General features: G+C 60.9%; 26 protein-coding genes. 9 read left to right on the plus strand and 17 right to left on the minus strand.

The window, feature by feature from the left end:
• The first annotated feature begins 119 nt into the window (after window positions 1–119).
• Both DXY35_RS12320 and DXY35_RS01930 read left to right on the plus strand, forming a co-directional pair.
• Window positions 120–1,082, plus strand: coding sequence for a hypothetical protein (locus DXY35_RS12320; RefSeq protein ID WP_137006689.1), 963 nt, complete (start codon window positions 120–122; stop codon window positions 1,080–1,082).
• Between the two features lie 89 nt (window positions 1,083–1,171).
• The gene (locus DXY35_RS01930) at window positions 1,172–1,876 is read left to right on the plus strand and encodes a hypothetical protein (protein ID WP_115080692.1); all 705 of its coding nucleotides are present in this window, start codon (window positions 1,172–1,174) and stop codon (window positions 1,874–1,876) included.
• Window positions 1,877–1,904: 28 nt separating this feature from the next.
• Here the strand turns inward: DXY35_RS01930 and DXY35_RS12325 are convergent, their stop codons facing one another.
• The 3 genes from DXY35_RS12325 to psaM form a co-directional block, all read right to left on the minus strand.
• On the minus strand, window positions 1,905–2,282 hold the full coding sequence (locus tag DXY35_RS12325) for a hypothetical protein (RefSeq protein ID WP_137006691.1): 378 nt from the start codon (window positions 2,280–2,282) through the stop codon (window positions 1,905–1,907).
• Window positions 2,283–2,444: 162 nt separating this feature from the next.
• Complete coding sequence (locus DXY35_RS01935) at window positions 2,445–2,747, minus strand: hypothetical protein (RefSeq protein ID WP_114988519.1); 303 nt, start codon at window positions 2,745–2,747, stop codon at window positions 2,445–2,447.
• Between the two features lie 139 nt (window positions 2,748–2,886).
• Entirely contained in the window at window positions 2,887–2,991 is a 105-nt protein-coding gene (gene psaM / locus DXY35_RS01940) for a photosystem I reaction center subunit XII (RefSeq protein WP_025362433.1), read from the minus strand.
• A gap of 83 nt (window positions 2,992–3,074) precedes the next feature.
• On the opposite strand from psaM, the gene DXY35_RS01945 reads away from it, so the two are divergent.
• Window positions 3,075–3,545, plus strand: a complete 471-nt coding sequence (locus DXY35_RS01945; RefSeq protein ID WP_115080694.1) for a CRR6 family NdhI maturation factor — start codon at window positions 3,075–3,077, stop codon at window positions 3,543–3,545.
• Window positions 3,546–3,549: 4 nt separating this feature from the next.
• Here DXY35_RS01945 and DXY35_RS01950 read toward each other — a convergent pair whose 3' ends face one another.
• Window positions 3,550–4,317 (minus strand): sulfite exporter TauE/SafE family protein, encoded by a 768-nt coding sequence (locus DXY35_RS01950; protein ID WP_115080696.1) that lies wholly within the window; start codon window positions 4,315–4,317, stop codon window positions 3,550–3,552.
• Between the two features lie 27 nt (window positions 4,318–4,344).
• On the opposite strand from DXY35_RS01950, the gene DXY35_RS01955 reads away from it, so the two are divergent.
• On the plus strand, window positions 4,345–5,061 hold the full coding sequence (locus DXY35_RS01955; protein WP_115080792.1) for a lipoate--protein ligase family protein: 717 nt from the start codon (window positions 4,345–4,347) through the stop codon (window positions 5,059–5,061).
• On the opposite strand, the gene DXY35_RS01960 is transcribed toward DXY35_RS01955, so the two are convergent.
• The gene (locus tag DXY35_RS01960; protein ID WP_115080791.1) at window positions 5,019–6,269 is read right to left on the minus strand and encodes a site-2 protease family protein; all 1,251 of its coding nucleotides are present in this window, start codon (window positions 6,267–6,269) and stop codon (window positions 5,019–5,021) included. The two genes, DXY35_RS01955 and DXY35_RS01960, sit on opposite strands and share 43 nt — an antisense overlap.
• A gap of 62 nt (window positions 6,270–6,331) precedes the next feature.
• Here DXY35_RS01960 and DXY35_RS01965 point away from each other — a divergent pair, with 62 nt between their 5' ends.
• Complete coding sequence (locus DXY35_RS01965) at window positions 6,332–7,006, plus strand: phosphoribosylanthranilate isomerase (protein ID WP_115080698.1); 675 nt, start codon at window positions 6,332–6,334, stop codon at window positions 7,004–7,006.
• Between the two features lie 22 nt (window positions 7,007–7,028).
• On the opposite strand, the gene folE is transcribed toward DXY35_RS01965, so the two are convergent.
• The 6 genes from folE to DXY35_RS01995 all read right to left on the minus strand — a co-directional run bounded on the left by folE (window position 7,029) and on the right by DXY35_RS01995 (window position 12,322).
• On the minus strand, window positions 7,029–7,778 hold the full coding sequence (folE, locus tag DXY35_RS01970) for a GTP cyclohydrolase I (RefSeq protein WP_011363732.1): 750 nt from the start codon (window positions 7,776–7,778) through the stop codon (window positions 7,029–7,031).
• A gap of 9 nt (window positions 7,779–7,787) precedes the next feature.
• The gene (locus tag DXY35_RS01975; protein ID WP_115080700.1) at window positions 7,788–8,495 is read right to left on the minus strand and encodes an SDR family oxidoreductase; all 708 of its coding nucleotides are present in this window, start codon (window positions 8,493–8,495) and stop codon (window positions 7,788–7,790) included.
• A gap of 24 nt (window positions 8,496–8,519) precedes the next feature.
• On the minus strand, window positions 8,520–9,509 hold the full coding sequence (locus DXY35_RS01980; RefSeq protein ID WP_114988525.1) for an acetyl-CoA carboxylase carboxyltransferase subunit alpha: 990 nt from the start codon (window positions 9,507–9,509) through the stop codon (window positions 8,520–8,522).
• Window positions 9,510–9,528: 19 nt separating this feature from the next.
• Complete coding sequence (locus DXY35_RS01985; RefSeq protein WP_115080702.1) at window positions 9,529–10,569, minus strand: long-chain acyl-[acyl-carrier-protein] reductase; 1,041 nt, start codon at window positions 10,567–10,569, stop codon at window positions 9,529–9,531.
• 114 nt (window positions 10,570–10,683) lie between these two features.
• Window positions 10,684–11,403: an aldehyde oxygenase (deformylating) gene (locus tag DXY35_RS01990; RefSeq protein ID WP_114988527.1), complete on the minus strand. Its 720-nt coding sequence runs from the start codon at window positions 11,401–11,403 to the stop codon at window positions 10,684–10,686.
• A gap of 76 nt (window positions 11,404–11,479) precedes the next feature.
• Entirely contained in the window at window positions 11,480–12,322 is an 843-nt protein-coding gene (locus DXY35_RS01995) for a creatininase family protein (RefSeq protein WP_115080704.1), read from the minus strand.
• A 74-nt stretch (window positions 12,323–12,396) separates the two neighbouring features.
• Between DXY35_RS01995 and DXY35_RS02000 the strand changes: the two genes are divergently transcribed.
• The 3 genes from DXY35_RS02000 to pgeF are packed head-to-tail and all read left to right on the plus strand — an operon-like array spanning window position 12,397 to window position 15,325.
• Complete coding sequence (locus DXY35_RS02000; protein WP_115080794.1) at window positions 12,397–13,644, plus strand: S1 RNA-binding domain-containing protein; 1,248 nt, start codon at window positions 12,397–12,399, stop codon at window positions 13,642–13,644.
• Window positions 13,641–14,525: a Tab2/Atab2 family RNA-binding protein gene (locus tag DXY35_RS02005; protein ID WP_115080706.1), complete on the plus strand. Its 885-nt coding sequence runs from the start codon at window positions 13,641–13,643 to the stop codon at window positions 14,523–14,525. Before DXY35_RS02000 ends, DXY35_RS02005 begins: the two co-directional genes overlap by 4 nt.
• 11 nt (window positions 14,526–14,536) lie before the next feature.
• On the plus strand, window positions 14,537–15,325 hold the full coding sequence (pgeF, locus tag DXY35_RS02010; RefSeq protein ID WP_115080709.1) for a peptidoglycan editing factor PgeF: 789 nt from the start codon (window positions 14,537–14,539) through the stop codon (window positions 15,323–15,325).
• Window positions 15,326–15,334: 9 nt separating this feature from the next.
• Here pgeF and DXY35_RS02015 read toward each other — a convergent pair whose 3' ends face one another.
• Genes DXY35_RS02015 through hemH form a run of 6 tightly spaced genes read right to left on the minus strand, consistent with a single transcriptional unit; the run spans window position 15,335 to window position 21,835 of the window.
• Window positions 15,335–16,996: an NAD(P)/FAD-dependent oxidoreductase gene (locus tag DXY35_RS02015; RefSeq protein ID WP_115080710.1), complete on the minus strand. Its 1,662-nt coding sequence runs from the start codon at window positions 16,994–16,996 to the stop codon at window positions 15,335–15,337.
• A gap of 22 nt (window positions 16,997–17,018) precedes the next feature.
• A complete protein-coding gene (locus tag DXY35_RS02020) occupies window positions 17,019–18,209 on the minus strand; it encodes an amino acid ABC transporter substrate-binding protein (protein WP_244272858.1) in 1,191 nt (396 codons plus the stop codon).
• A gap of 33 nt (window positions 18,210–18,242) precedes the next feature.
• Window positions 18,243–18,479 (minus strand): GIVxVP protein, encoded by a 237-nt coding sequence (locus DXY35_RS02025; RefSeq protein WP_115080713.1) that lies wholly within the window; start codon window positions 18,477–18,479, stop codon window positions 18,243–18,245.
• Window positions 18,472–18,819 carry a nuclease gene (locus DXY35_RS02030; RefSeq protein WP_115008683.1) on the minus strand — a complete coding sequence of 116 codons (348 nt, stop codon included), beginning with the start codon at window positions 18,817–18,819 and terminating at the stop codon, window positions 18,472–18,474. Before DXY35_RS02030 ends, DXY35_RS02025 begins: the two co-directional genes overlap by 8 nt.
• Window positions 18,816–20,603 (minus strand): biosynthetic-type acetolactate synthase large subunit, encoded by a 1,788-nt coding sequence (ilvB, locus tag DXY35_RS02035; RefSeq protein WP_115080715.1) that lies wholly within the window; start codon window positions 20,601–20,603, stop codon window positions 18,816–18,818. The genes DXY35_RS02030 and ilvB overlap by 4 nt, the downstream gene beginning before the upstream one ends.
• Before the next feature lie 56 nt (window positions 20,604–20,659).
• Window positions 20,660–21,835 (minus strand): ferrochelatase, encoded by a 1,176-nt coding sequence (gene hemH, locus DXY35_RS02040; protein ID WP_115080717.1) that lies wholly within the window; start codon window positions 21,833–21,835, stop codon window positions 20,660–20,662.
• 72 nt (window positions 21,836–21,907) lie between these two features.
• Between hemH and DXY35_RS02045 the strand changes: the two genes are divergently transcribed.
• Window positions 21,908–23,062, plus strand: a complete 1,155-nt coding sequence (locus DXY35_RS02045) for a site-specific integrase (protein ID WP_115080719.1) — start codon at window positions 21,908–21,910, stop codon at window positions 23,060–23,062.
• Window positions 23,063–23,089 lie beyond the last annotated feature (27 nt).

Raw genomic sequence — 23,089 nt, forward strand, 5'->3', positions numbered from 1 at the left:
CGAAACTCCGAGGAAATACTATCCCAGGCATACTTTATATGCAAAATATGCATGAAACAAGGAATAGTTCTGACGGCATTCAAGGGCTTATACTATTAAAAGCTCTCTAAAAGCAAGCAATGCTAGCAACGCTTTCCCTATTACTCATAAGCAATACCTCAACATTTGTTCCAAATCCGATAGGCAATACCCAACTCGCTTTCATAGACGCCCTTGTCAATTCAATGACCAAGGGTGAAGGAGCTCTCAAGCACACTTGCTATCAAGTTCGACACACAAGCGAGCCAACAACATTTATCGAGCAAGAACAATGCCGCCAAGCTCAAAAAGAAGTAGAATTTTCAAAACGCCAATACCCTATAGCACTGTCATTTGTTAGCAGATATGAAAGTCAGGAACTGAATAGCACCGCTGATAAATTAAGCTATCTCTCGGACTCATCTAAATTTATTAAAGATTGCCAGACAGAGAAAAATACACGTGCCGCCAAAACAATGAGATACTGGGGGACTGAAGAAGTTGGCGACTGGCATTACACCAATCTCAAAAAGATGGGTGCAGATAATTACAAAGCAATTTTAACTGCTTGCGAGTCAGGTTCATGGGTTTATACAACCCGAGAAGATATTGAAGAAAAGATTTCTGACATTGCAGCAGAAATTGCCAGCAAAAACTTCGTGACCAATTGCAGCGCCGTTGCAAGTAGCAAGAATTGGACCAAAGCTCAACAGCTTGAAAATGTCAATACTAAGAATGATTTATTGACCAAAAAGAACACTATAGAGATTCTCAGCAATCAAGTGGATGGAGCCAACGATTCAATCTCGGGAATCGATTCAACACTTCTAAACTCAAGAAAGAAGCAGATAAAAAGGTCAACATCTTTCTGCCAAACAGCTATCGCCCTAGGGGAAAAAGCTATCGCAGACCAAGAACGTGAAAAAGCTAGGGCCTTAGCCGCCAAACGTGAAGCAGAACGACAATATCAACGAGCAAAAGAAGCCCAAAGAAAAGCTGCTGCTGCCGAGGCAGCACGTCAACAAAATATTCAAAATGCAAACGAGGGAGTTATCCTTGATTAATCTTAAGTAACTCCTTAAATTCTTCTAAAAACATTTTTTCTCCAATGAACATCCCACCAGTTACACGCAACATTCTAGGCTGGTCTGCAGTGGGCGTAGGCATCATTGCATCGTTAACTGTCATTCCCAACAGTGTTTTTAACTTCAAACCAATTCAAAGGTTCGAAGACAAAATGGGCGGCGATGTTTTAGCCGACAGCAAAACAGGAGATCTGTTCACTTGGCTGGACACGCCCGACGGGAAGGTCTTCGTTAAGCTTGACAAGAATTCTGAGTCTTCCGTTTCAGGCACAACCTATGAAGAGCCTGTGATTGAGCAGGCTCCCGTAAAAGTTGCTCCAAGCGATGTTCGCTCAGGAAGAATTTTCAAGGTTTCAGATACCTATAAGTCTGGAAATACAAGTTTAAAAGTTGATGCGCAAATAAAATACCGCTCTCGGGAGCAAGCCATGCTCTACAGAGTCTCGTTCGCCCCAGTCCTTACCGAAGGGCAATCGTGTCCATCAAAGGCTGAAGAGGCTCAATTGAAAAAGATCTACGATGCAGCCAATAAGAATGTTCTGAGATTTAGGTTTAATGACTCGGACAAGTTCTGGGTGCAAGATTTGACAACTCCTCTAGGATCTGATGTTGCAAACAACAAAACCACATCGGTCATTGATAGCAACAAAGATGATTGCAAGACATTAAAGGAAATCATCTTCCATGGAAGAGCCAAGAATTTTTATCTACCCAGCTTCAATTGGGTCGACAACGGCAAGCTGTTGTTCGGTGGGGTTAAACTGGCTAAATAATTAGCCGCACAGCATCCAAGAGACGACTTTAGTCACGCTGACAGTCCAGAAAATATCCTTCAAGTATAATAAGTTTATCCTCAAGTAAAACTTGAAATCTACTACCAGAGGCTGGATCCCAGCCTCTGATTTCTTTTGCAAGAATCTCAATACCTTTCATTTTAGTTGTTTCTATTAAACGAGGCTGCGCGTCCCTTTCTCTTACTCTTGAAACAGCACCAAGGGATTGGCTAATAATCCACGTTTCAGACTGCTGACTTCCTTGATAACCGACTCTTGTACAAGTCAATCGAACTGAATCAACCGAACCATAGGCAGGCAATTGCCATAGACAAGCCATAGCGAGAAAAAGTTGAGAGGTTAACTTTCTAAGCAAAAGACAAGTTTTTGGCATTGCATCCTTCAAGCCTATCATTCAGGCCAAAATAAAACTAATCACGCGATCAGTGTCCGCATTTGATGAGATTTTGAACTGCCTGAAAGATGACTCACCCACACGAATCAGACAGCACAGCCGAAATTCCCTTAGACAAAAACCTTTCCACCCGACATGCCGTTAGGAAAAGCCTCAGCGCCAGATCACGCGCAGACGGTTGGGGGCGATCCACTGATCCTGCTCGCTGATCAGACGCTTCTCTCCACCGATGCTGAACAGACGATCAAAACGATGTTGCAGCGTTTCCAGTTTCGCCGACTCAATCGACACGACCGCCGCGATTTCACTGTGGCGATCCATACGTTCCTGATAGGCCACGGACAGACGGATCAAGCTCACTGCGCCCAACAGAACAAGCCCAGCCTTGGCCGCCAAGGCGAGAAGGCTGCACTGCAGTTCCTGTTGGTCGGTCTGCCGCTGAATCGCCGCAGCCATGCTGGCTGCATCCGTGCGGGGAGCTGATCTTTGAACCTGACTGGCGGTCACCGCATCAGCACGAACATCCGCTTTTAACGCAATCCGTTCGCAGTGCCAAGACCAGCTCTACGCCCGTTGATCTGGGCTGCCTTTGAAATCAGGCCTCGTAAAGGCTGATGGAGAGACGCAGAGCCAGAACAGCGGCATGGGCAGCCACCACGAGGGCAATGAACACCTCAGGTGCAGACAGAACGGTTTCCATGGGAGCCATGCATCAAACGGTCCCATTCTTCTCTGAGGGAAGGGCTGCAGGCCATCATTCGCAAAGGCCTGTCACACCAGCCCATGGATCCGGTTCTGATCGATGCCCCTGCTATCCGCGCCTTGGATCTACGGCCGCTGGAGATCTGGAGCACTCAGCCGCTGGATGCACTGCTGAGCCAGGGACCAGTGCTCGAGCTTCGTTTCGATTGGCCCCGGGCGCAGGATGACCCACGCGAACTGCCGGAATGCCCCGAGCCTCGGCTCTGGGCCCTGCGGGCCGATGCGCGCTACCCCTGGCTGCCGCTCTTGCTTGAACGCGACCAGGGCAGCCTGATTCGCCATGTGGCCCTGGTGGTGCCCCACAGTTTCAGCCGCAGCGAAGGCCTGCGTTTTGACCCGGAAGCCTTGGAACTCTGGGTGACGCATCGATTGATGCAGTTGGACGACCTCTGCCAGCGAGAGCTCGGACGCCCGATGCGGGGCAACCTCTCCCAGATGGCCGCAGCCCTGGGCTACGAGCTGGATGCGGGATTTTGGAACCTGTTGGGCTGACCAGTCAGCTCAGCCAAAGCTGCAGGGCCCGCCTGGAGCTGTCGATCGCCAGGATGATGGCGAGTCCCCGCAGACAGCGCACCAGCAGGGCCGCATCAAACTGATCGAGCCGGCTGGCCGTCCACTGCGCAGCGATCGCCGCCACCGCCCCCAGCAGCAAGCCCATCAGAGGAACGCCGCGTCCTTCATGCAGGAACTGGAGGGATGCTGCGCTGGCCGAGCAGAGCACCGCCACCGTGCTCAGCCGCACGGCCTGATGAATCGGCACAGACATCGGACCGCTCATCAGGGGCACCATCACAAGCCCCCCGCCCAGGCCCAACATCCCAGCGGTCCACCCGGCGATGCAGCCCACACCCGCCAACTGCGGAGCGCTGCCGTCATCGACGTCATCATTGGCATCCGCCTCGGGCCGTTCGCGAACGCAGAAGGCCAGCACGATGTACATCAGCGTCTGCATCGCCAGCAGAATCCAGCCCGCTGCCAAACCGGCCAAACCACCGAACAGCAGTGCCGAGCCAAAGGCCGCCAAGCCGATGGCGAGTCCCGGCCGGGTCGGCAGCCGGCCCTGGCGCAGATGGGTGATGGTGCCCGCCAAAGCCGTGGGCACAATGGCGAAACTGCTGGTGGCCAGGGCCTGATGGGGCGGGAGATCAAGCCAGAGCAGGAGCGGGGCAAAGATCAAGCCACCGCCGATTCCCAACAACCCGGCCAAGCCCCCCGCCAGCAGGTCCAGGGCAATCAGGATCGGCACATCCCACCAGGGCACCATGGCGTGCGATCGATGCTTCCCTCCAGCATGCCCGCAACCGGGCGTTTGCTCCCCACCCAGCAAGCGGATGGACACACCCAGATGGCTTTGGATGCCTGGCTTCTGAAGCGCAGCAATGGTCCGGTTCTGCGTTTTTACCGCTGGGATAGGCCCTGGCTCTCGCTGGGACGCCATCAACGCCACTGGCCTGAACACTGGAATGAGCTGGCCCGCCGCGGACGCATCAGCCTGGTGCGACGCCCCAGCGGAGGTCGGGCCGTGCTTCATGCCCGCGGTCTCACCTATGCCTTGATCTGGCCGGATGCACCCCGGCGACGCCAGGAGGCTTACCGCCAGGCCTGCCAGTGGTTGATCGATGGCTTTCAGGATCTCGGGCTAGCGCTGCACTTCGGCTCGGACCCTGCTGGTGGCGAGGCCAACAACTGTTTCGCCTCGGCAACGGTGGCCGACCTGGTGGATCCGTCCGGCGTCAAACGGGTCGGTAGCGCTCAGCGCTGGCAGAACGGTCGCCTGCTTCAACACGGTGAAATCCTGCTGGATCCCCCTGCTGCGCTCTGGGAGGAGGTGTTTGAGGAAGCGGCTCCAGCGGCGGCTCCAGCCCGGATCAACCGGCAGGAGCTAGATCAGCGACTGCGCCAGAGCCTGGTTCAATCCTGGAGCCATTGCCCGTGGCAGATGCAGCCTCTGAAGGCTGAGGAAGTTCAGGAGTTCGAGGTCGAGCTGGCGTCCGGCTCTGCGCTCTGAGCCTGCATCGACTGCACCATCTGGGGAAGCATCGCCAAACCCAGGGGGTATCCATTACGCTTGCGCGCCTCGTCGAGGATCGCGGGGGGCAGGCTCACCCCGAGCCGCTTCAGCACCGCATCGCCCACATCCATGCGGTCGAGGGTGCCGGAGGGAAGGCCCGCAGCACTCATCACCAACAGGCGTCCCTGGGAGGCCGCCTCCAAGGCCGGCACCGCCTCCACCAGGGGAGCCGAACTGGCGATGGACGGCAGTTCAGTGAGGGGGCGCAGATGATCCTCGAGGCGCTGTTGGTCCCATTGCTGCACCGGCAGCAGTTTCAAGGGCTGATCGTCAATCCAACCCACCCAACGGCCGCTCTTGCAGACCAGCACCCAATCGGCAGGTCCCTCCGCCTCGCTGGCGGTCAGCCGCAGCTGACTGAGGCGCCGCAAGGTCTGATCCGCCTCCAGCACGCGGAAACGCTTGCCGGCCGCAGCCTCCACCTTCAACTCCCGCAGCACCGTCTGCAACTGCAGCATCTGGGTCTGACTGCGGTTGGCACTCAAGCCGAACCAACCGATCAACATCAGCAGGAGGCCGTTGAGCCCCCAGCCCTGCCAGAGCAGAACACCACCCAACAGGATCATCAGCATCGACAAAGCCCGTCCGGACGCCGATGCCACCTGAACGCCTTTCTGGTGACTACCGCTCAGCTTCCAAACCAAGGCCTTGAGGATCAGCCCGCCATCGAGGGGCAGCCCGGGCAAGAGATTGAACAAGCCGAGCATCAAGTTGAGCAAACCCACCTGGCTCAACAACTGTGTGGCCAAGGGCTGGGTGTCCGACAGCGCTGCAGCCCCCGCCAGCATCCCGAAGGCCAACACCAAACTCACGATCGGGCCAGCCGCCGCAATGCGCAGATTGCCCATGGCGGTGGGGCATTCCTTCTCCACCCGCGCGATGCCGCCCAGATGAAACAGAGTGATGCTCAACACCTTCACCCCTTCCCGCAGGGCCATCAAGGCATGACCCAATTCATGCAGCAGCACGGAGCTGAACAGCAACAAGGTGGTCAGCAATCCCAGCCCCCAACTCGCCGTTATCGAGGCCGTGGACGCATAGCGGGACTGAAACAACGTGGTGAAGATCGCCACGGCAAACAACCAGCTGGGCTGAAGCCGCAGGGGAATTCCGCCAATCTTGAGCACCTGCCAGCCCTCTCCCACCGCCAATCCCGTCGTGTGCCGCTGCTGCGGACTGTCATCCACGATCCTAGGGAGAGCAACCCATGCAGCCCTTGCGTGATCCCCGCCCCACTCCAAACCTCAAGATCTGTGGGATCACCGACCCCGAGCAGGCTCAAGCCATCGCACAGATGGGGGTGCAGGCGATTGGCGTGATCGGCGTTCCCGCCACCCCACGCTTCGTGGAACCAGCCCAGCGCAGGGGCTTGTTCCAGCTTCTGGAACAAGAGCACCCCCAGCTGCATCGCGTTTGGGTGGTGGCCGATCCCGACGATGCCGCTCTCGAGGAAGCGCTCAATGGTGCTGGGCAGCCCTCCGTGGTGCAGCTGCACGGCAGCGAGTCAGACCAACGCTGCCAACACCTGAAACAGCGCTACCCCCGGCAGCAGTGGTGGAAAGCGTTGCGGGTGCGTGAACCCGACGATCTCAAGCAGCTCGAGCAGTATGCGCCCCATGTGGATGCTCTGCTGCTCGATGCCTGGAGCGCCGATCAACTGGGCGGTACCGGGCACCGGATCCCCCTTGATTGGCTGGCCGAAACCGAGCTTTCGGTGCCGTGGTGGCTGGCAGGGGGAGTGAGTGCGGAGTGGGTTCCGGAACTACTCAGCCGCGTCACTCCCCAGGGACTCGATGCCTCAAGTCGGCTTGAGGAACGACCGGGATGGAAAAACCTCGACAAGGTTCAAGCCCTTGTCGAGGCTGTGAGGTCGAGGAGTTAAAAGAGCGTTGAATCGCGGCTGATCAGGTGCTGAGCAGCGCTTCCTGCTGACGCACCAGCTCAAAGAACTCCTGCTTGAGGCTTGGGTCGTGGCGGAAATCGCCGCGCACTACGGAGTTCACCATGCTGGTTTGGGGCTCTTTCACCCCACGCCACTTCATGCAGTAGTGCTGCGCCTTGATGATGATGCCGAGACCCTGGGGCTCACAGAGCTTCTCGATTTCATCGGCAAGGATCATCACAGCCTCTTCCTGGATGTGAGGGCGGGAGAAGACCCAGTCAGCCACGCGGGTGAATTTGGAGAGCCCGATCACCCGGGCACCAGGTTTGATCCCGATCCAGCAGTTGCCCATGATCGGCACCAGGTGGTGTGAACAGGCGGAACGAACCGTGATCGGGCCAACGGTGTAGATCTCATCCAACTGTTTCACATTGGGGAAGCTGGCCACCTTGGGCTGCTGGTGGTAGCGCCCCTTGAACACCTCCTGGAGGTACATCTTGGCGACGCGCTCCGCCGTCTCATGGGTGTTGTGGTCGTTATCGATATCGATCACCAGGCTGCGCAGCAGGTCGCGAACCTTGTCTGCAACTTCAACCTGAAGCTGATCCAGCTCACCCGGCTGGAGGTGATCAGCGATGTTGTCGTTCGCCAGGAAGGAAGCACCCGCTTCCCTCAGGCGCTCACGGATGCGCGCAGAAATCTGGGGATTCAAGCTGCCATTGCCGTTGCCGTTGGCGACGCCGTTGGAAACGAAAGGGACTGTGGAGGTCATGGTGTTCGTTCAGAAGGCGCCGGCGGCCGGCATAAGGGTGAGGTCTTCGATCAACTGGTTGCTGGGTTGCAACGCCAGATTCGCCAGTGTTTCTGCCGCCTGATCGACAGAGAGCATGGCACGACGATCGAAATCGCTTTGTACGGTTTCCGCGTCCCACAGTGGTGTGTTCACGGCCCCAAGAGTGAGGGTGCAGGCACGAATGCCATTGCTCCGTTCCTCTTCCGCCAGGCAGCGGGTGAAGCTGGCCAAGGCAGCTTTACTGACGCAATACGCCCCCCATTGAGGGAAGGCATTACGGGCGGCGTGGCTGCTGATGTTGATCACCAGTCCGCCGTTCTCACGCATAGCGGGAACAACAGCAGAACAAACCTGCATCACGCTGGTGACATTCAGCTGTAGCAGCCATTGCCAACGCTCGATCGGCATGGCCAATAGATCGCCGGTGTAGGCCGCACCCGCGTTGTTGATCAACACGGAAGGGGTCTCACCCTGCTGCAACAAGCCAGCCATCGCAGCTGCGATGCCATCGGGTTGCGTCAGGTCGATGGCGGCAGAGGCCACAGAAACACCTTGGGAGCTGAGCTGAGCACTCAGCTGCTCCAGTTGATCAGCGCTGCGGGCGGTGAGCAGCAAATCCCATCCTTGATGAGCCAGAAGCTCAGCAGTTCGGCGACCTATGCCTCGGCTCGCACCTGTGATTAGAGCCGTTGGCAAAAACCGTTAGCAAACCGCGACACTTTAGGCGGCTTTGTCGACATCCTGTGACGTTTTTTCGAGGAACCGTCCCATGGCTCTGAATTTGGAGTAACGGGCCTCGCGCAGTTGCTGTTCCGAAAGGCTCAGCAGTTGGTCGAGGTGACGCTCGATTGCCGCCCGCAGGTTTTCTCCGGCCTCCAATGGTGCCCAGTTGTTGCCGCCGGAGGGCTCCTCAAGCACCTCATCCACCACCCCAAGCTCCAGCAAGTCGCGGCCGGTGATCCTTAAGGCTGCCGCCGCATCAGGCGCTTTGGCCGCATCACGCCAGAGGATGGAGGCGCAGGCCTCAGGGCTGGCCACCGTGTAGACGCTGTGCTCGAACATCAGCAAGCGATCGGCCACCCCGATGCCCAAGGCACCGCCGGATCCACCTTCACCGATCACGGTGGCGATCACCGGAACACGCAAGCGGAACATCTCCCGCAGGTTGACGGCGATCGCTTCACCCTGGCCCTGCTCTTCAGCCTCAAGGCCGGCATAGGCCCCGGGGGTATCGATGAACGTGAGAATCGGCAAGCGGAAGCGATCGGCATGATCCATCAACCGCATGGCTTTGCGGTATCCACCCGGAGCGGCCATCCCGAAATTGCGAGCGACGTTCTCTTTGGTGTCGCGGCCTTTCTGATGGCCAATCAACATCACGGGTCGATCGCCCACCCGGCCGACACCGCCGATCAAGGCCTGATCGTCATTACCGCGACGATCGCCGTGCAGTTCAACCCAGTCGTCGCAGAACATCTGGATGAAATCCAGCGTGCTTGGACGCTGCGGATGACGGGCGACCTGAATTTTCTGAGCGGGAGTCAGCCCCTGAAAGATCTCCTGACGCCGACGGGCCGCGAGGCTTTCCAGTTGCTGCAGTTGCTGCGAGACGTCGACTTCCGAATCTCTGGCCAGCTGACGGATCTGCTCAATCTGCTGCTCCAGCTCGACGAGCGGTTTTTCGAACTCAAGCAGGGGGCGACGGGGCATGGCTCTGGCTCTTCGAAGGTCAGGCAGCAGTGGCCTGCAGGTTGGGTTGAAGGTTCAAGGTGCTGAACCCATGGCGCACCGATGCCGCACCGATGAAATCCATCTTCTCGAGGGTGATGTTGTTGCGCCCCCAGCTGAAGTTGGTGTGGCAGCGCTCAAACTCGAGCAGCATGGCTTCGGCAAAGCAGGCAAACATCTGGCGCTGCGGCCGCTCCATCTCGGCGATAGCCATCATTGACCAGCCGATGTCACGGCAGAACTCAACGATTCCACCCTTGAGAACGTGGATGCCACCACCGGCAACCTTCGTATCAAGGTTCTTGGGGTAGCCCCCATCAATCATCAGACAGGGCTTCTTGAGGCTGTCTTGATCGATCTCAAGGGTGCGGGGCATGCTTGCCACCCAGACGACCACATCGGCCTCAGGCAGGGCCTCATCGAGCGACAAAATCCGGCCACCGCCCAGTTCCTGCTGAAGATCAAGCAGCGGTTGCTGCTGACGCGCCACCAGCAGGAGCTCACCAACTCCGGTGCGTGCCTGCAGCCAACGGCAGACGGCGGAGCCGATATCACCAGTGGAACCAACGACGGCCACCTTGGCTTTGCTGAGATCGATCCCGAGACTTGGAGCGTTGTTCTCCACCTGACGGCAGATCACCCAGGCCGTGTGGGTATTTCCGGTGGTGAACCGCTGCCAATCCAGGGTGGTGCTCCGCACCGTCTGGTGCTGGAGCAGGTTGAAATTCTCGAAAATGATCGAGGTGAAGCCACCCAGGGCAGTGATATTGATGCCCTTCTTCTGGGCGAGTTCCATGGCGTTGAGCACCTTGCGCCGGGCCGTCTTGAAGCGGCTCAGCATCTCGGGAACGAAGCAGGAGTCGATGTAGGCACCCTCGATGGTCGTGCCCACAGGACTGGTGACTTCCACGTGCTCAACGAGCTGCGGAGGTGCACTGCACCAAACATCCATATCACCGTCGGCGATGTGATCGAACCCGAGTTCCATCGCCTTGCGGCGAGCAGCCTCAAAACTCGTTGAATGTCCGATCAGACCAAACATGTCTTACTACTGACGTCTCAAAGAACACCTCGAACAACCATGTTCCCATGGCAACCGGTATCGACGGCAACGTGCCTGTCGATAAACCGGCGTTGGATCAAGACCTGAAACGAGTCAAACAGCAAGCGCTGCTGCGGCCATGCGGGCGATGTCGCGGGAGGTGAAGCCGATTTCACCCAAAGCTTCCTGGTAAGCGATCAGGAAGTCCTCGATCAGGTCTTCCTTCTCCATGTGAAGGACGGCTGCATCAGCAGCCACGTCTTCCAGCATCGAGCGGATGAGGGGCAGGTTGGCTTTGTTGGCCTCGAACAGTTCGTCCTTGCTGGCCTCGAAGTTGGCCTTCAGCCATTCCTGGCCGTAGTTGAGGTGGGTGTATTCGTCCTTCACCACACCCTCAGTGATTTTGCGGGCGAAGGGATCGGCCACAGGGATGTAGATGTGATAGGCCGAAATGGCGAATGCTTCGATCAGCAGGGCCTGAATCAGCAGGCAGGTGACCACCTTGCCCTCCTTGAGAGCGGCCTGAAAATTGCCGTGAAGGGGTTCGAAAAACTTCTTGGCGAAGGGAAGATCGGCTTCAACCCCGAGGTTGCGACCGCAGGAGGTGAAGCCCTTCATGTGCTTCATTTCCATCCGCGCCAGACGCTTGAGTTCCTCGGCCTGTTCGGGGATCAGCGTGCCCAGGGAGATGTAGTTGTCGTGGGCTTCCTGTTCGCCCTCGATCACGATGGCGTTGATCCGGCTGTAGGCGTCTTTGTAGGCCTCGGTTGTGAAATCGGGAAGTGCGTCCTGGCCCTCCAGCACGGGTGCTTCAGGTGCATTGAGGGTCGTCATAGGACGCTGTCCACCACGTTCAGTGAGACCGACAATAACCAGTGCCCCAAGAGTTGGTGACACATGCGTCCAAGGTTCAGGACTTGGGCGTGATGTTGGACGGTTGGGAGAGAAGACTTTGCGTGGGTGGCCAGTCACTGGCCAGAAGGGCTTGAAAACGCTCCTGCCAGTGATTGATCAAGCGATCTTGCAGGCAACGTCCCAGATCAGCGGAGGCCTGGCGCGCATCACCGATCACTCCCGTCGCGCTGAGGTCGTCGGTGAGCCAAGCGCAGGGCGCCGCCCCCTCGAGACTCCAGCCCGCTGGAGGATCCTGCGCAGATCCTGGTGTTGGACGTCCATCCACCGGGCGGGCAGATCCAACCAGCTCTGGGGCCATCTGCAGCATCAAGCTGGTTTCGGCTTGGCCGGCATGAAGTCCATGGGCCAACTCCTGCTCAGGCAACAGATCCGCCAGCCCCTCCACACCACTCCAGAGGAAGCAAGGCAGAACAGCCAACGACGGACAGCGAGCGCGCAGCTGTCGGGCTGCCACCTGCAGCAAACCGATCTGGCCGCCATGGGCGTTGAACAGAACCAGGCGCTGCACCCCCATCGCCGCCAGCTGCATGCCCACCTGGTCGACCAGATCTAGAAGCAGAGGAGCTGAAAGGCTGAGGGTGCCGGGAAAGTTCTGGTGCTCAGGCGAAAAGCCGATGGCCTGACACGGCAGTCGCCAAATCGGCAGAGCTGGCTCAAGCCCGCGCAACACGGAATCGAGGATGCCCTCAGCAAAAACAGCGTCCGTCGAAAGCGGCAGTTGGGGGCCGTGTTGCTCACAGGCTCCGAAGGGCCAGATCACCGTGGCACCAGGTTGACTGGCAGCACAGCTGGCCTCGGGCCAGGTCAGCTGATCAAATCGCTTGCGGAGCTGGTCCATGGCGTTGCACAGGCACGGGGGTGCTGATCCCAACCCAGCCTGTCAAAATGAGCGATCGACAAGCCCAATGGTCCATGCCCGCAGCCGGCAGCCCGCAGCCCAACCGCCCCAAGGCACCCAAGCCGGCAGCGACGAAACCGCTGCAGGTGATGCAGATCAACCGCCGCGAAGAGCAGGAAAAGCTGGCTCGTGAAGCGGCTGAAGCACGGGCAGCAGCAGAGGCTGCGGCGGAAAAGGCACGCATCCTTGAGGAACGGGCGGGTCTCGCCACACCGCCGCGACCGATCCAGCAGGACTCCACATCGTCTCCAGGCACAGATGACGACGCTCTGTTCGACATGGGCGGCATGGAAGGCATGACCATGGCCGACCTGATGGGCGCGCCGGATCAACAACCCAAGAGGGAGCAGCGCAATCAGCCGCGCAGCGTGGACGACTTCGATTTCGATGAAGAAGCCTTCCTCGCCGCCCTGGACGAGAACGCTCCGGTGGGCACCACCGGTGAGGTGATCAAGGGCACGGTGATCGGCATCGAAAGCGATGGCGTGTACGTGGATATCGGCGGTAAAGCCCCCGGCTACATGCCCAAGAGCGAGGCCGGCCTGGGCGTGGTGACCAACTTCCGGGAGCGCTTCCCCAAGGGCCTGGAGGTTGAAGTTCTGGTGACCCGTGAGCAGAACGCTGATGGGATGGTCACGATCAGCTGTCGCGCCCTTGAGCTGCGCAAGAGCTGGGACCGGGTGAAGGAACTGGAGAAACAGGGGAAAGTGGTTCAAGTCATCGTCAATGGCTTCAACCGCGGCGGTGTCACCTGCGATCTCGAAGGGCTGCGCGGCTTCATTCCCCGCTCTCAACTCCAAAACGGTGAAAACCACCAGGAGCTCGTGGGCAAGACCCTGGGCGTGGCCTTCATCGAGGTGAATTCGGAGACGCGCAAGCTGGTGCTGTCCGAAAAACGAGCCGCCGTGGCCGAACGCTTCCAAGATCTGGAAGTGGGCCAATTGGTGGAAGGTCAGGTTGCTGCGGTGAAGCCCTACGGCCTGTTCATCGACCTTGGTGGCATTAGCGGACTGCTGCACCAATCAGCCATCACCAATGGCAGCCTGCGCTCGATCCGTGAGGTGTTCGACCAGGGCGACCGCGTTTCGGCCCTGATCACGGAACTGGATCCGGGCCGCGGACGGATCGGCCTCAACACAGCCCTGCTGGAGGGGCCTCCTGGAGAGCTGCTGATCGAAAAAGACAAAGTGATGGCTGAAGCCGCCGATCGAGCCAGCCGCGCCCAGAACACCCTGAAACAGCAGGAGCAATCGGCCGGATGAGCACTGCTGCCCTGACAGCCGCCGAAGACTGGGAACTCGACTTCTACTCCCGACCCATCCTTGAGGCCGATGGCCGCAAGCGTTGGGAACTGCTGATCACCTCCACCCCCGCTGCCACTGGGGATGCAGAGCCATTTCGCTTCGCCAAGGTGTGCCCCTCTGGTGAGGTGAACTCACTTTGGTTGAGCCAAGCCCTCGCTGAAGCCAAGCAGGCATCCGCAAGCGGGGGCTGGGGTTCGCCCGTCCGCCTGCGCTGCTGGCGCAGTTCGATGCGCACCATGGTTCAGCGCGCCGCAGCCGAACAAGACCTCGAGGTGATTCCCAGCCGCCGCACCTTCGCCCTGCTCGACTGGCTTCAGCAGCGCGAAAGGGAGGTGTATCCCGAGGAGGAGGGCTTCATGGCGGGCCCACTGGCACCACCGCCGGCGCCGGTTCCCACCCCTCCAGTGCCCCTGCCGGAGGAAGTTCAAGGAGACGCCTGGAGCTGGGCCGCCCTGCCGGCGAGCCTCCTGCTGGAGGCATCGGAATGGCCAATGAGTTTCAGCGGGCTGCTGCCGGTGCCCGATGGCATCGACCCCGAGGCCTCTGTGCCGGGTCTGCGCCTATTCAGCCAGAGCCGCTCCCTCGCCATGGCGGGCTGGTTGGGGGGTCTGGAACCCGTGCGGATGATCGTTGAAGACCGCCAGCTGGTGCTGGAGGCTGGTCAGGATGACCGCTGGCTGGTGAGCGACCTGGAGCCGGGAGTCGCCGCTGAAATCTCCGAGGCCCTGGCCACTTCGCAGCAGCAGGTGCGCGGCCTTCAGTTCATCGCCATCCAGTCCAGCCCCGAAGAACAGACCTTCGGCGGCTTCTGGATGCTGCGGGACATCCCCATGGCCTGATTGCAGGGCTGATGAAAGACGGGCCGTTTGATCGACCAGACAGCCGCTTTAACACGTTGAAGGGCTGGACCTGGATCGGTTGTTACGGGGGCTATTACCTCCAGAGCGATCTGCTGCATGAGCAGGGGTTCGAGCACGGCTTCTTCACCCGGCTCTGGCACGGCCGTGGTCCTGATGAACTGGCGGGGTACGTCAGCGCCGGCATCAGCGTCCACAGGCCCCAGCAGATCCACAGTGGGATCGTGCTGAACGCCAGCGACGCCCGTCAGGATCCCTGGCCTGAGGCCGATGGCCTGGTGAGTGATCGCGGGGGCCAGAGCCTCTGGGTGTGCGGTGCCGACTGCACACCGGCTCTGATCGCGGATCCCGGCACCGGGCATGCCGCGGCCTGTCATGCCGGTTGGCGGGGGGTGGCGGCTGGAATCCTGATCACGGCCCTGGATCGGTTGGTGGAGCGGGGGGCCCGGCGGGAGGATCTGGTGGTTGCCCTGGGCCCGGCCGTCAGCGGCCCCTGCTACCAGGTGGGCGATGAGGTGGTGAAGGCCGTCAGCGCCGCGGTCCCCAACAAGGCTTCCCTGTCCGATGCAGGGGCCCTGCTGCCGGATGAGCAACCGGGGCGGCATCGCCTGGACATTCGAACCGCCGCCAGAGTGCAACTCCAGGGCGCAGGAATCCCCAGCGAACGGATCGCCCACTGCCCGCTGTGCACCGTCAGTGAGCCCGAGCTGTTCCATTCCTGGCGACGGGATCAGGTGAAAGCCGTTCAGTGGAGCGGAATCGTGGCGCAAGCCCCCGTCTGAAGCTGAAACTTAAACAGGCTTGCTCTCCAGGATCTGAATGGCCAAGGCTTCAGCAGCTCGAATGCCATCGATTCCGGCCGAGAGGATGCCGCCGGCATAGCCCGCCCCTTCACCCGCGGGCACCAGCCCCTTCACATTGAGCGATTCCAACGCTTCATCCCTGGGGATCCGCACGGGCGATGACGTGCGGGTTTCCACGCCGGTGAGCACCGCATCGGGGTGGTCATACCCCTTCAGCTTGCGGGCAAAGGCCGGCAACGCCTCCCGCAAGGCCTCAACGATGGCAGCAGGGAGCAGGTCATCCAGATCGGCGGGATGCACACCCGGCTGATACGACGCGGCGATGCCACCCAGACGGGTGGAGGGACGGGCCGCCAGGAAATCCTCCAACCGCTGCGCCGGTGCGGCGTAACTGCTCCCTCCAAGCCTGAAGGCGCGCTCCTCCAGCTCCCGCTGCAGAGCAATCCCCGCCAGCGGATCCCCGGGGAAGCGTTCAAACGGTGCCAGGTCATCGGCGTCCAGAGCCACAACCAAACCGCTGTTGGCGTTGCGCTCGTTGCGGGAGTGCTGGCTCATGCCATTGGTCACCACCCGGCCTTCCTCCGAGGTGGCACCCACCACAAATCCTCCGGGACACATGCAGAAGCTGTAGACGCAGCGGCCGTTTTCAGCATGGTGAACCAGCTTGTACTCGGCGGCCCCGAGACGCGGATGGCCCGCCGCCTCTCCCCAGCGGGCTGAGTCAATCAGATGCTGCGGATGCTCAATCCTCACGCCCACGGAAAACGGTTTGCGCTGCAGCTGCACACCGATCTGCTCCAGCATTTCAAAGCAGTCGCGCGCGGAATGACCGGGAGCCAGCACCAGATGGCGGCAAGGAATCTCCGTTCCATCGGCCAGCACCACCCCATCGAGTTGATGGGGCTTCCCAGCGCTGCTGTCGCTGAGCTGAAGGCGTGTCACGCGGCTGTTGAAACGCACCTCACCGCCTAGGGCTTCAATCCGTGCCCGCAGGCCACGCACCACGGTGGCGAGCTTGAAGGTGCCGATGTGGGGGCGGTGCAGCGTGAGGATCTCCTCGCTGGCACCACAGGCCACCAGCTCCTCCAGCACCTTGCGGCCGTAGTGCTCGGGATCGCTCACCTGGCTGTAGAGCTTGCCATCGGAGAAGGTGCCGGCTCCGCCCTCACCGAATTGGGCATTGGATTCCGGGTTGAAGGGGCTGGTGCCCCGCCAGAAGCCAAAGGTGTCAGCGGTGCGTTGCTTCACGGCCTGACCCCGTTCCAGCAACAGCGGTCGGAACCCCATCTGTGCCAACAGCAGAGCAGCGAAATAACCGCAGGGGCCTGCCCCCACCACCACAGGCCGATCGGCCGCATCCAAGGGGAAGCCATCGGGGGCATGACCCACAGACCGGTAGCGGGTGTCTGGAGCCAGACGCACCCGGCCTTTGTTGCCGATGCGCCGTAACAGAGCGGCTTCACCCTTCACCTGCACATCCACGCTGTAAATCAGCTGAATCCGGTCGCGACGTCGCGCATCAACACTGCGCTTCACCAGGGTCTGACCCAGAAGACGATCCGGCGGAATCCTCAAACGCTTGAGCACCGCCTCCTGCAGCGCTTCCTCCCCATGGTCGAGGGGCAGCTTCAGTTCACTCAGGCGCAGCATCTCGAGGTCGTGTCCCCAGACCTCATTCGATCAGACCGGCCATGGCCTGGCCCGATGGTGCAAGGCCAGCACGAAAGCGGGAATCACTGGCCACCGCCTTCAGACGCAGACGCTCCCCGCGGCGACGCTGATCAAAGGCCTGGCAAATCGGAACGACCTCCTTCTGATCAGGGTCCAACCAACCCATCGCATCGATACCCCCGTCAGCGGACAACGGCAAGGGTGCTGCATCGGCCAAGGCCAAGAGCCGAGCTGCATCAACGCCCGCCCCCGCGAGCAAGGATGGAGCCTTGCCGGTGGACTGCTGGAAGTCCTGTTGAAATTCAGCCCAGGCCGCCCCACGGGCTGGGTGCTGCAACCCAAGCTGTTGCCAGGGCACCGCGGGCGCGTCCTGCAGGTCTTCCGCCTCGGTGAGCCAAATCCAGTTCGGCGCCTGCGGTGCACCACCGCCGAAGCGCCCCTGCTGCTGCTCAGCCCGCAGCTCTCGGGAGAGGGGACCATTCGGAGCATCAGCCACCACAACGGTGAGCACCCAAGACCAGGCCATGTCGTCCTTGAACCGTTGCAGACGCCCGTTGTTGCTGGGATCCACCCGCTGGACGAGCTGTGCTTCGTAGCTCTCAACAATGCCGCCAGCGGCCTTGAACAGCCTCACAAAGGCCTTGGAGCTGGTGGACTCAAGGGCAGAAGGGTCTTCGACCACCATCGCCCGTCCCCAGCCGGCCTCCATCGCCGCCGCCACCATCGCCTTGAGATCCTCCTGGCGGGAAGGAACCAGCGGCCAGAGCCGTTCAGGGCCTTCAAGCCCGCGCAGGGTGTCCAACGACTGTCCACGCTGATAGGGAAGCAGAACAGTGAGATCCCGCTCGTCAGCGAAGGCGGCAAAGGCCCGCAGATCCGCAGACGGGGGAGCCACCAGCAGCTTGAGCTCCGTCGAGGGCATCAGCTGCGGATCGGGAGCATCGCCGGAGTTGGTCCCATGCCAGGCAACCTGCGGGAAGGGCTCTCCACAGGCCTCCACCGAAGCCTGGCCCAGACGAAAGCCCTGGAGGAAGTTGTGCCGCAATTCAGCATCGCGGTGCCCCATCGGCAGCAGCACCTCCAGCCTTGGGCGGCTGACGCCACTGGCCACGATCGACTGGCAGCCGATGAGCGTGGCTGCAACAACACACCACGACAGCCAAGGCCAACGTCGCCACTCAGGCTTCGACATGGGATCGGAGGGAAGCAACCCAATCCCCGCAAACTAGGGAGAGGGGTCGGAATCGTCTGGTTTTGTCGCAGAGGATTCAGGCCCACCGTCTGAGCCGCCACCCAACTGGGACAACCAACCTGCCAAAAGCAAGCCAGCACCGATGCCGATGGCCAGGGTGCGGTTTTCAGCTGCGGCGCCCTGCCCCCAGGCCGCTGTGGCCAGAAAGGCGCCCCCCAGCAGCAGACAGGGCACCAAGACAATGCCCCGGGCAATGCGGTTATCAGCCATCGCCCCCACAGCTGTTGCTGGCCAAACCCGCTGCAATCAAGCCGGTGCTGAGGTCACGCTCAGCACCGATCGGGGTCACCCTGGCCATCAGCTGCCCCTCGCTGGAGCCGACCGGCCGCAGATTGACCTTGCGACGGCGCGGCAGTTCCTGACGCAGCCATGCGGTGGCCTCGGCCTCTTGGCTTGCATCAACGGCGGAACAGGCCAGGGCAACGGTGTAGGTGCGGTTGTGGTCTCCCACCTGCAGCAGAGAACTGCTGCGCACCTGAAGCACCTCTGCAGCCTGCACCGGTACGGCCCAAAGCAGCAGCAGAACGCCGATTAAGACAAGACGAATCAAGAGGTCGGGGCGTTGAGAACCGGCATGGGAGCCGGAAGGCCCACCATTTCAGCATTGCTTTTGCCCGGGGGAACCATCGGATAGCAGTTCTCACCACGACGCACGTGGATGTCGATCAACATCGGCCCGGGGGCCTTGAGCGCCGCCTCGAGATCACGCTTCAACGAATCCCGCTCGCGGATGTGCACGCCGTCCACACCGAAGGAGCGGGCGAGAGCCACGAAGTCCGGCATGCCATTGAGCATGTCGGAGGCGGAATAACGCTCCTCGTAGAAGCTCTCCTGCCACTGACGCACCATGCCCTGCCAGTGGTTGTTGACGATCACCACCTTCACCGGAAGGCCATAGGCCGCCAGGGTTCCCAACTCCTGAATGTTCATCAGGATACTGGCGTCACCCGCGATGCACACCACCTGACGATCGGGGCACGCCACTTGGGCGCCCATGGCGGCCGGCATGCCGAAGCCCATGGTTCCAAGACCGGCACTGCTGATCCAGCCCCGGGGCCTATTGCGCAGGTACTGGGCCGCCCACATCTGGTGCTGACCCACGTCAGTGGTGACGATGGCATTCGGTGCCAGCTCGCGAACGGCCAGCAGCACCTCCTGGGGGAAGAGGGGGCCTTCAGTGGGAGGCACGGTGAGGGGATAGGTCTGTTTCCACTCGGCGATGCGCGCCAACCAAGGGGCCGTGCGGGGTTGCACCTGCTGCTGCAGGCTCAGCTCCACCAAGCGCGCCACGCTCAGGCCCAGATCACCCAGCACCGCCACATCGGGGCGACGGGTCTTGCCGATTTCGGCCGGGTCAATCTCAAAGTGGATCACCCGGGCCCGGGGGGCGAATGTGTCGAGCTTTCCGGTCACCCGATCGTCAAAACGGGCGCCAACAGCAATCAGCAGATCGCATTCGGTGACGGCGAAGTTGGCATAGGCCGTGCCGTGCATGCCGAGCATGCCCACCGAGAGAGGGTCGTTTTCATCGAAGGCACCCTTCCCCATCAAGGTGGTGGTGACAGGGATCTGATAGCGCTCAGCGATCACCCGCAGGCTGTCGTGAGCACCAGCTGAGATCGCACCACCGCCCACATAGAGCAGCGGACGCTCCGCCTCGGCGATCAGCTCAAGCGCCGACAGGATCGGTTCATCCCGGGGGGGCTGCGGCTTGCGGAAGCCTTTGGGAACAATCGATCCGGGCTCAACCGGCACGTAATCGAACATCTCCTGGCCAACATCCTTCGGGATGTCGATCAGCACGGGGCCCGGACGACCACTGGCTGCAATCAGGAAGGCCTGGGCAACGATGGAGGCGAGATCGGCCGGATCGCGCACCACCCAGGAATGTTTCACGATCGGCAGGGTGATGCCGAAGATGTCGGTCTCCTGGAATGCATCGGTGCCAATCGCCGGACGCGGCACCTGACCGGTGATCACCACCATGGGCACCGAGTCCATCTGGGCGGTGGCGATGCCGGTCACCAGGTTGGTGGCACCCGGCCCAGACGTGCCGAAGCAAACGCCCACCTTTCCGGTGGCACGTGCATAGGCGTCGGCCGCGTGGGTGCCGGCCTGCTCATGCCGCACCAGGATGTGCTTCACCCAACCCTCGCTCTCGGCGATGTGGAGTGCGTCGTAGATCGGGAGAATCGCGCCGCCGGGGTAGCCGAAAATCGTGTCGACGCCATGGCGCCGCAAGGCATCCATCAGGGCTGTCGCCCCAGACATTCTCTGGCCACCGTGACCGGCCTGCTGCCCAGTGAGGGCCGAAGACGCTGAGGTGAGAGTCACAGAGGCGACGGGTCAATGACCCCCAAGGTTAAGGGCCCGCAGCTCCCCTGGCTTGGTCAGAGCAGGCCGAGGGCATGCAGCGGCCCTTGACCACTGATCAGCTCGAGCAAAAAGGCTGAAAAACCAACCATGGCCAGACGGCCGTTCCAGACCTCGGAACTGTTGTTCCAACCCCATTCCCACTTCTCCTGGGGATAGAGCTTCACCTTGTTGGGCAGCTCCGCCGCCGCATCGAGACTCACCTCAGGGCCCTGCAGGCTGGTGGCCACGAGATCCGCCAATCCCTCGATGAAGGGGGCATAGGTGTCGAGAGCACGCACCCGACGGAAATTCACCACACCGGCTTCGGTGGCCAACTCCCGGTATTCGATGTCGATTTCCTCAAGCGTCTCGATGTGTTCACTGACGAAGCTGATCGGCACCACCACCAGATCGTTGGTCTTGGCTTGCCCCAATTCCTCAAGGGCCTCCTCGGTGTAGGGCTTGAGCCACTCCACCGGACCCACACGGCTTTGGTAGGCCAGGGTGAAGGGGTTCTCATGGCCCATCTGAACGGCCAACTCCTTCATGATCAAACCGGTGCAGGTTTCGATCTCCTTTTGATAGGGGTCGCCCGCCTCTTCGACGTAGCTCTTCGGCACACCGTGGGCACTGAAGAAGACGTGGGCCTTCGTGGGGTCGTCGCTGTTGCGGACCTCTGCCGCGATCAGCTCGGCCATGGCCTTCACATAGCCCGGGTGGTCAAACCAGCTGCGGATGCAGCGAATCGGCAACTTCTCAAACGCCGGATCCGACTGACGCAGGCGCTGCAGCTCACGGAAACTGGATCCACTGGTGCTAATCGAGAAATGGGGGTAGAGGGGGAGCACCACCACCTCATCCATGCCATCGGCCTTGATGTCCGCCACAGCGGATTCGGTGAACGGATGCCAGTAGCGCATGGCCACATAGCTGGTGGCATCGATGCCGCGCTGACGCAGCAAGCTCTGAAGTTCACGGGCCTGCTGCTCGGTGATGCGCCGCAGCGGTGATCCGCCACCGATGGAGCGATAGGCCTCCTGCGACTTGCCACTGCGCAGGGTGCTGATCAACCAAGCCAGCGGCTTCTGCAGCGCCGGACTGGGAAGCCGAATGATCTCCGGATCGGCGAACAGGTTGTAAAGAAACGGGCCAACGTCCTGGATCCGCTCCGGGCCACCCAGGTTCAGCAGGACGACACCGACGCGAGACATACCGATCAGAACGGTTTTCGGGGGTTGAGCGTAGCCGCCACGGACGCGATCCTTGGTTCCAACGACACATTTATGGAGTTCAAAAGTGCGCTGGAGACCGCCAATGCGCAGCTGGCGGCACAGGGATCGCGCCTGCGCATCGAACAGCGGGGTCGGCGGCTGAACCTGCGCGGGTCTCTGCCGTTGCGCGGGGATCCGAGCCGGAACGACCTGCAACGGATCAGCCTGGGGCTGATGGCCGATGCAGCCGGACTGAATCAGGCCCTCAGTACCGCTGCCCTGGTGCAGTTGCAACTGGAGCAGCGCAGTTTTGATTGGACGCTCTGGTCGGCCTCCTCCTCTGCGGCCACGGCCAGAGGGCGTTCGATCGGAATCCAGGCCGCCATTGAGGGCTTCGAAGCAGCCTTTTTTGCCGACCCGCGCCGACGCCGTTCACCGGCGAGCAGTCGCACCACCTGGACCAGTGCCTACTTGCCCTACCTCCGGCGACTGGCGCGTCAGTGCGGTGATCAGCCGCTGGAGCCAGCGCTGCTGATGCAGACGATGACCAGTTACGACGACGGCAGTCGCAGCCGGCAGCAATGCGCCACAGCCCTGGCCGCCCTGGCCCGGCACCTGGAGCTGCCCTTGCCGGAGGACTGGCGCCAGGAGGCCGGCGGCTATGGCCTGCACCGGGCCCGCTTCCGCCAGCTGCCCACCGATCCGCAGATCCTCGAGGCCGCAGGCCGCATCCCCAATCCAAAGTGGCGCCTAGCCTTTGCCCTGATGGCCACCTACGGCCTGCGCAACCACGAGGTGTTCTTCTGCGATTGCTCCTCCCTGGCAACGGGCGGAGATCAGGTGCTGCGGGTGCTGCCCACCACCAAAACCGGTGAGCACCAAAGCTGGCCATTCCACCCCGACTGGGTCGAGCACTTCGGGTTGCAGGAGCTGGCGGAGAATCCGGCCGCTCTGCCAGCCATCCAGACCGATCTGCGGCGCACCACCCTGCAGCAGGTGGGACGACGGGTGAGTGAGCAGTTCCGCCGCTACGACCTGCCGATCACCCCCTACGACCTTCGCCATGCCTGGGCGGTGCGCACCATCCATGTCGGCCTGCCGGACACCGTCGCCGCCAGGATGATGGGCCACTCGGTGACGATCCACACCCGCACCTATCACCACTGGATCACCCGGCGTGATCAGCAGCAGGCGGTGGATGCAGCCCTGGCCCGGCAACCGGCCTGACAACACCCTGTCTGCTTTTTTTCACTT

It is taken from the genome of Synechococcus sp. N32, assembly GCF_900473895.1.
In the GTDB taxonomy this organism is placed as follows: domain Bacteria; phylum Cyanobacteriota; class Cyanobacteriia; order PCC-6307; family Cyanobiaceae; genus Parasynechococcus.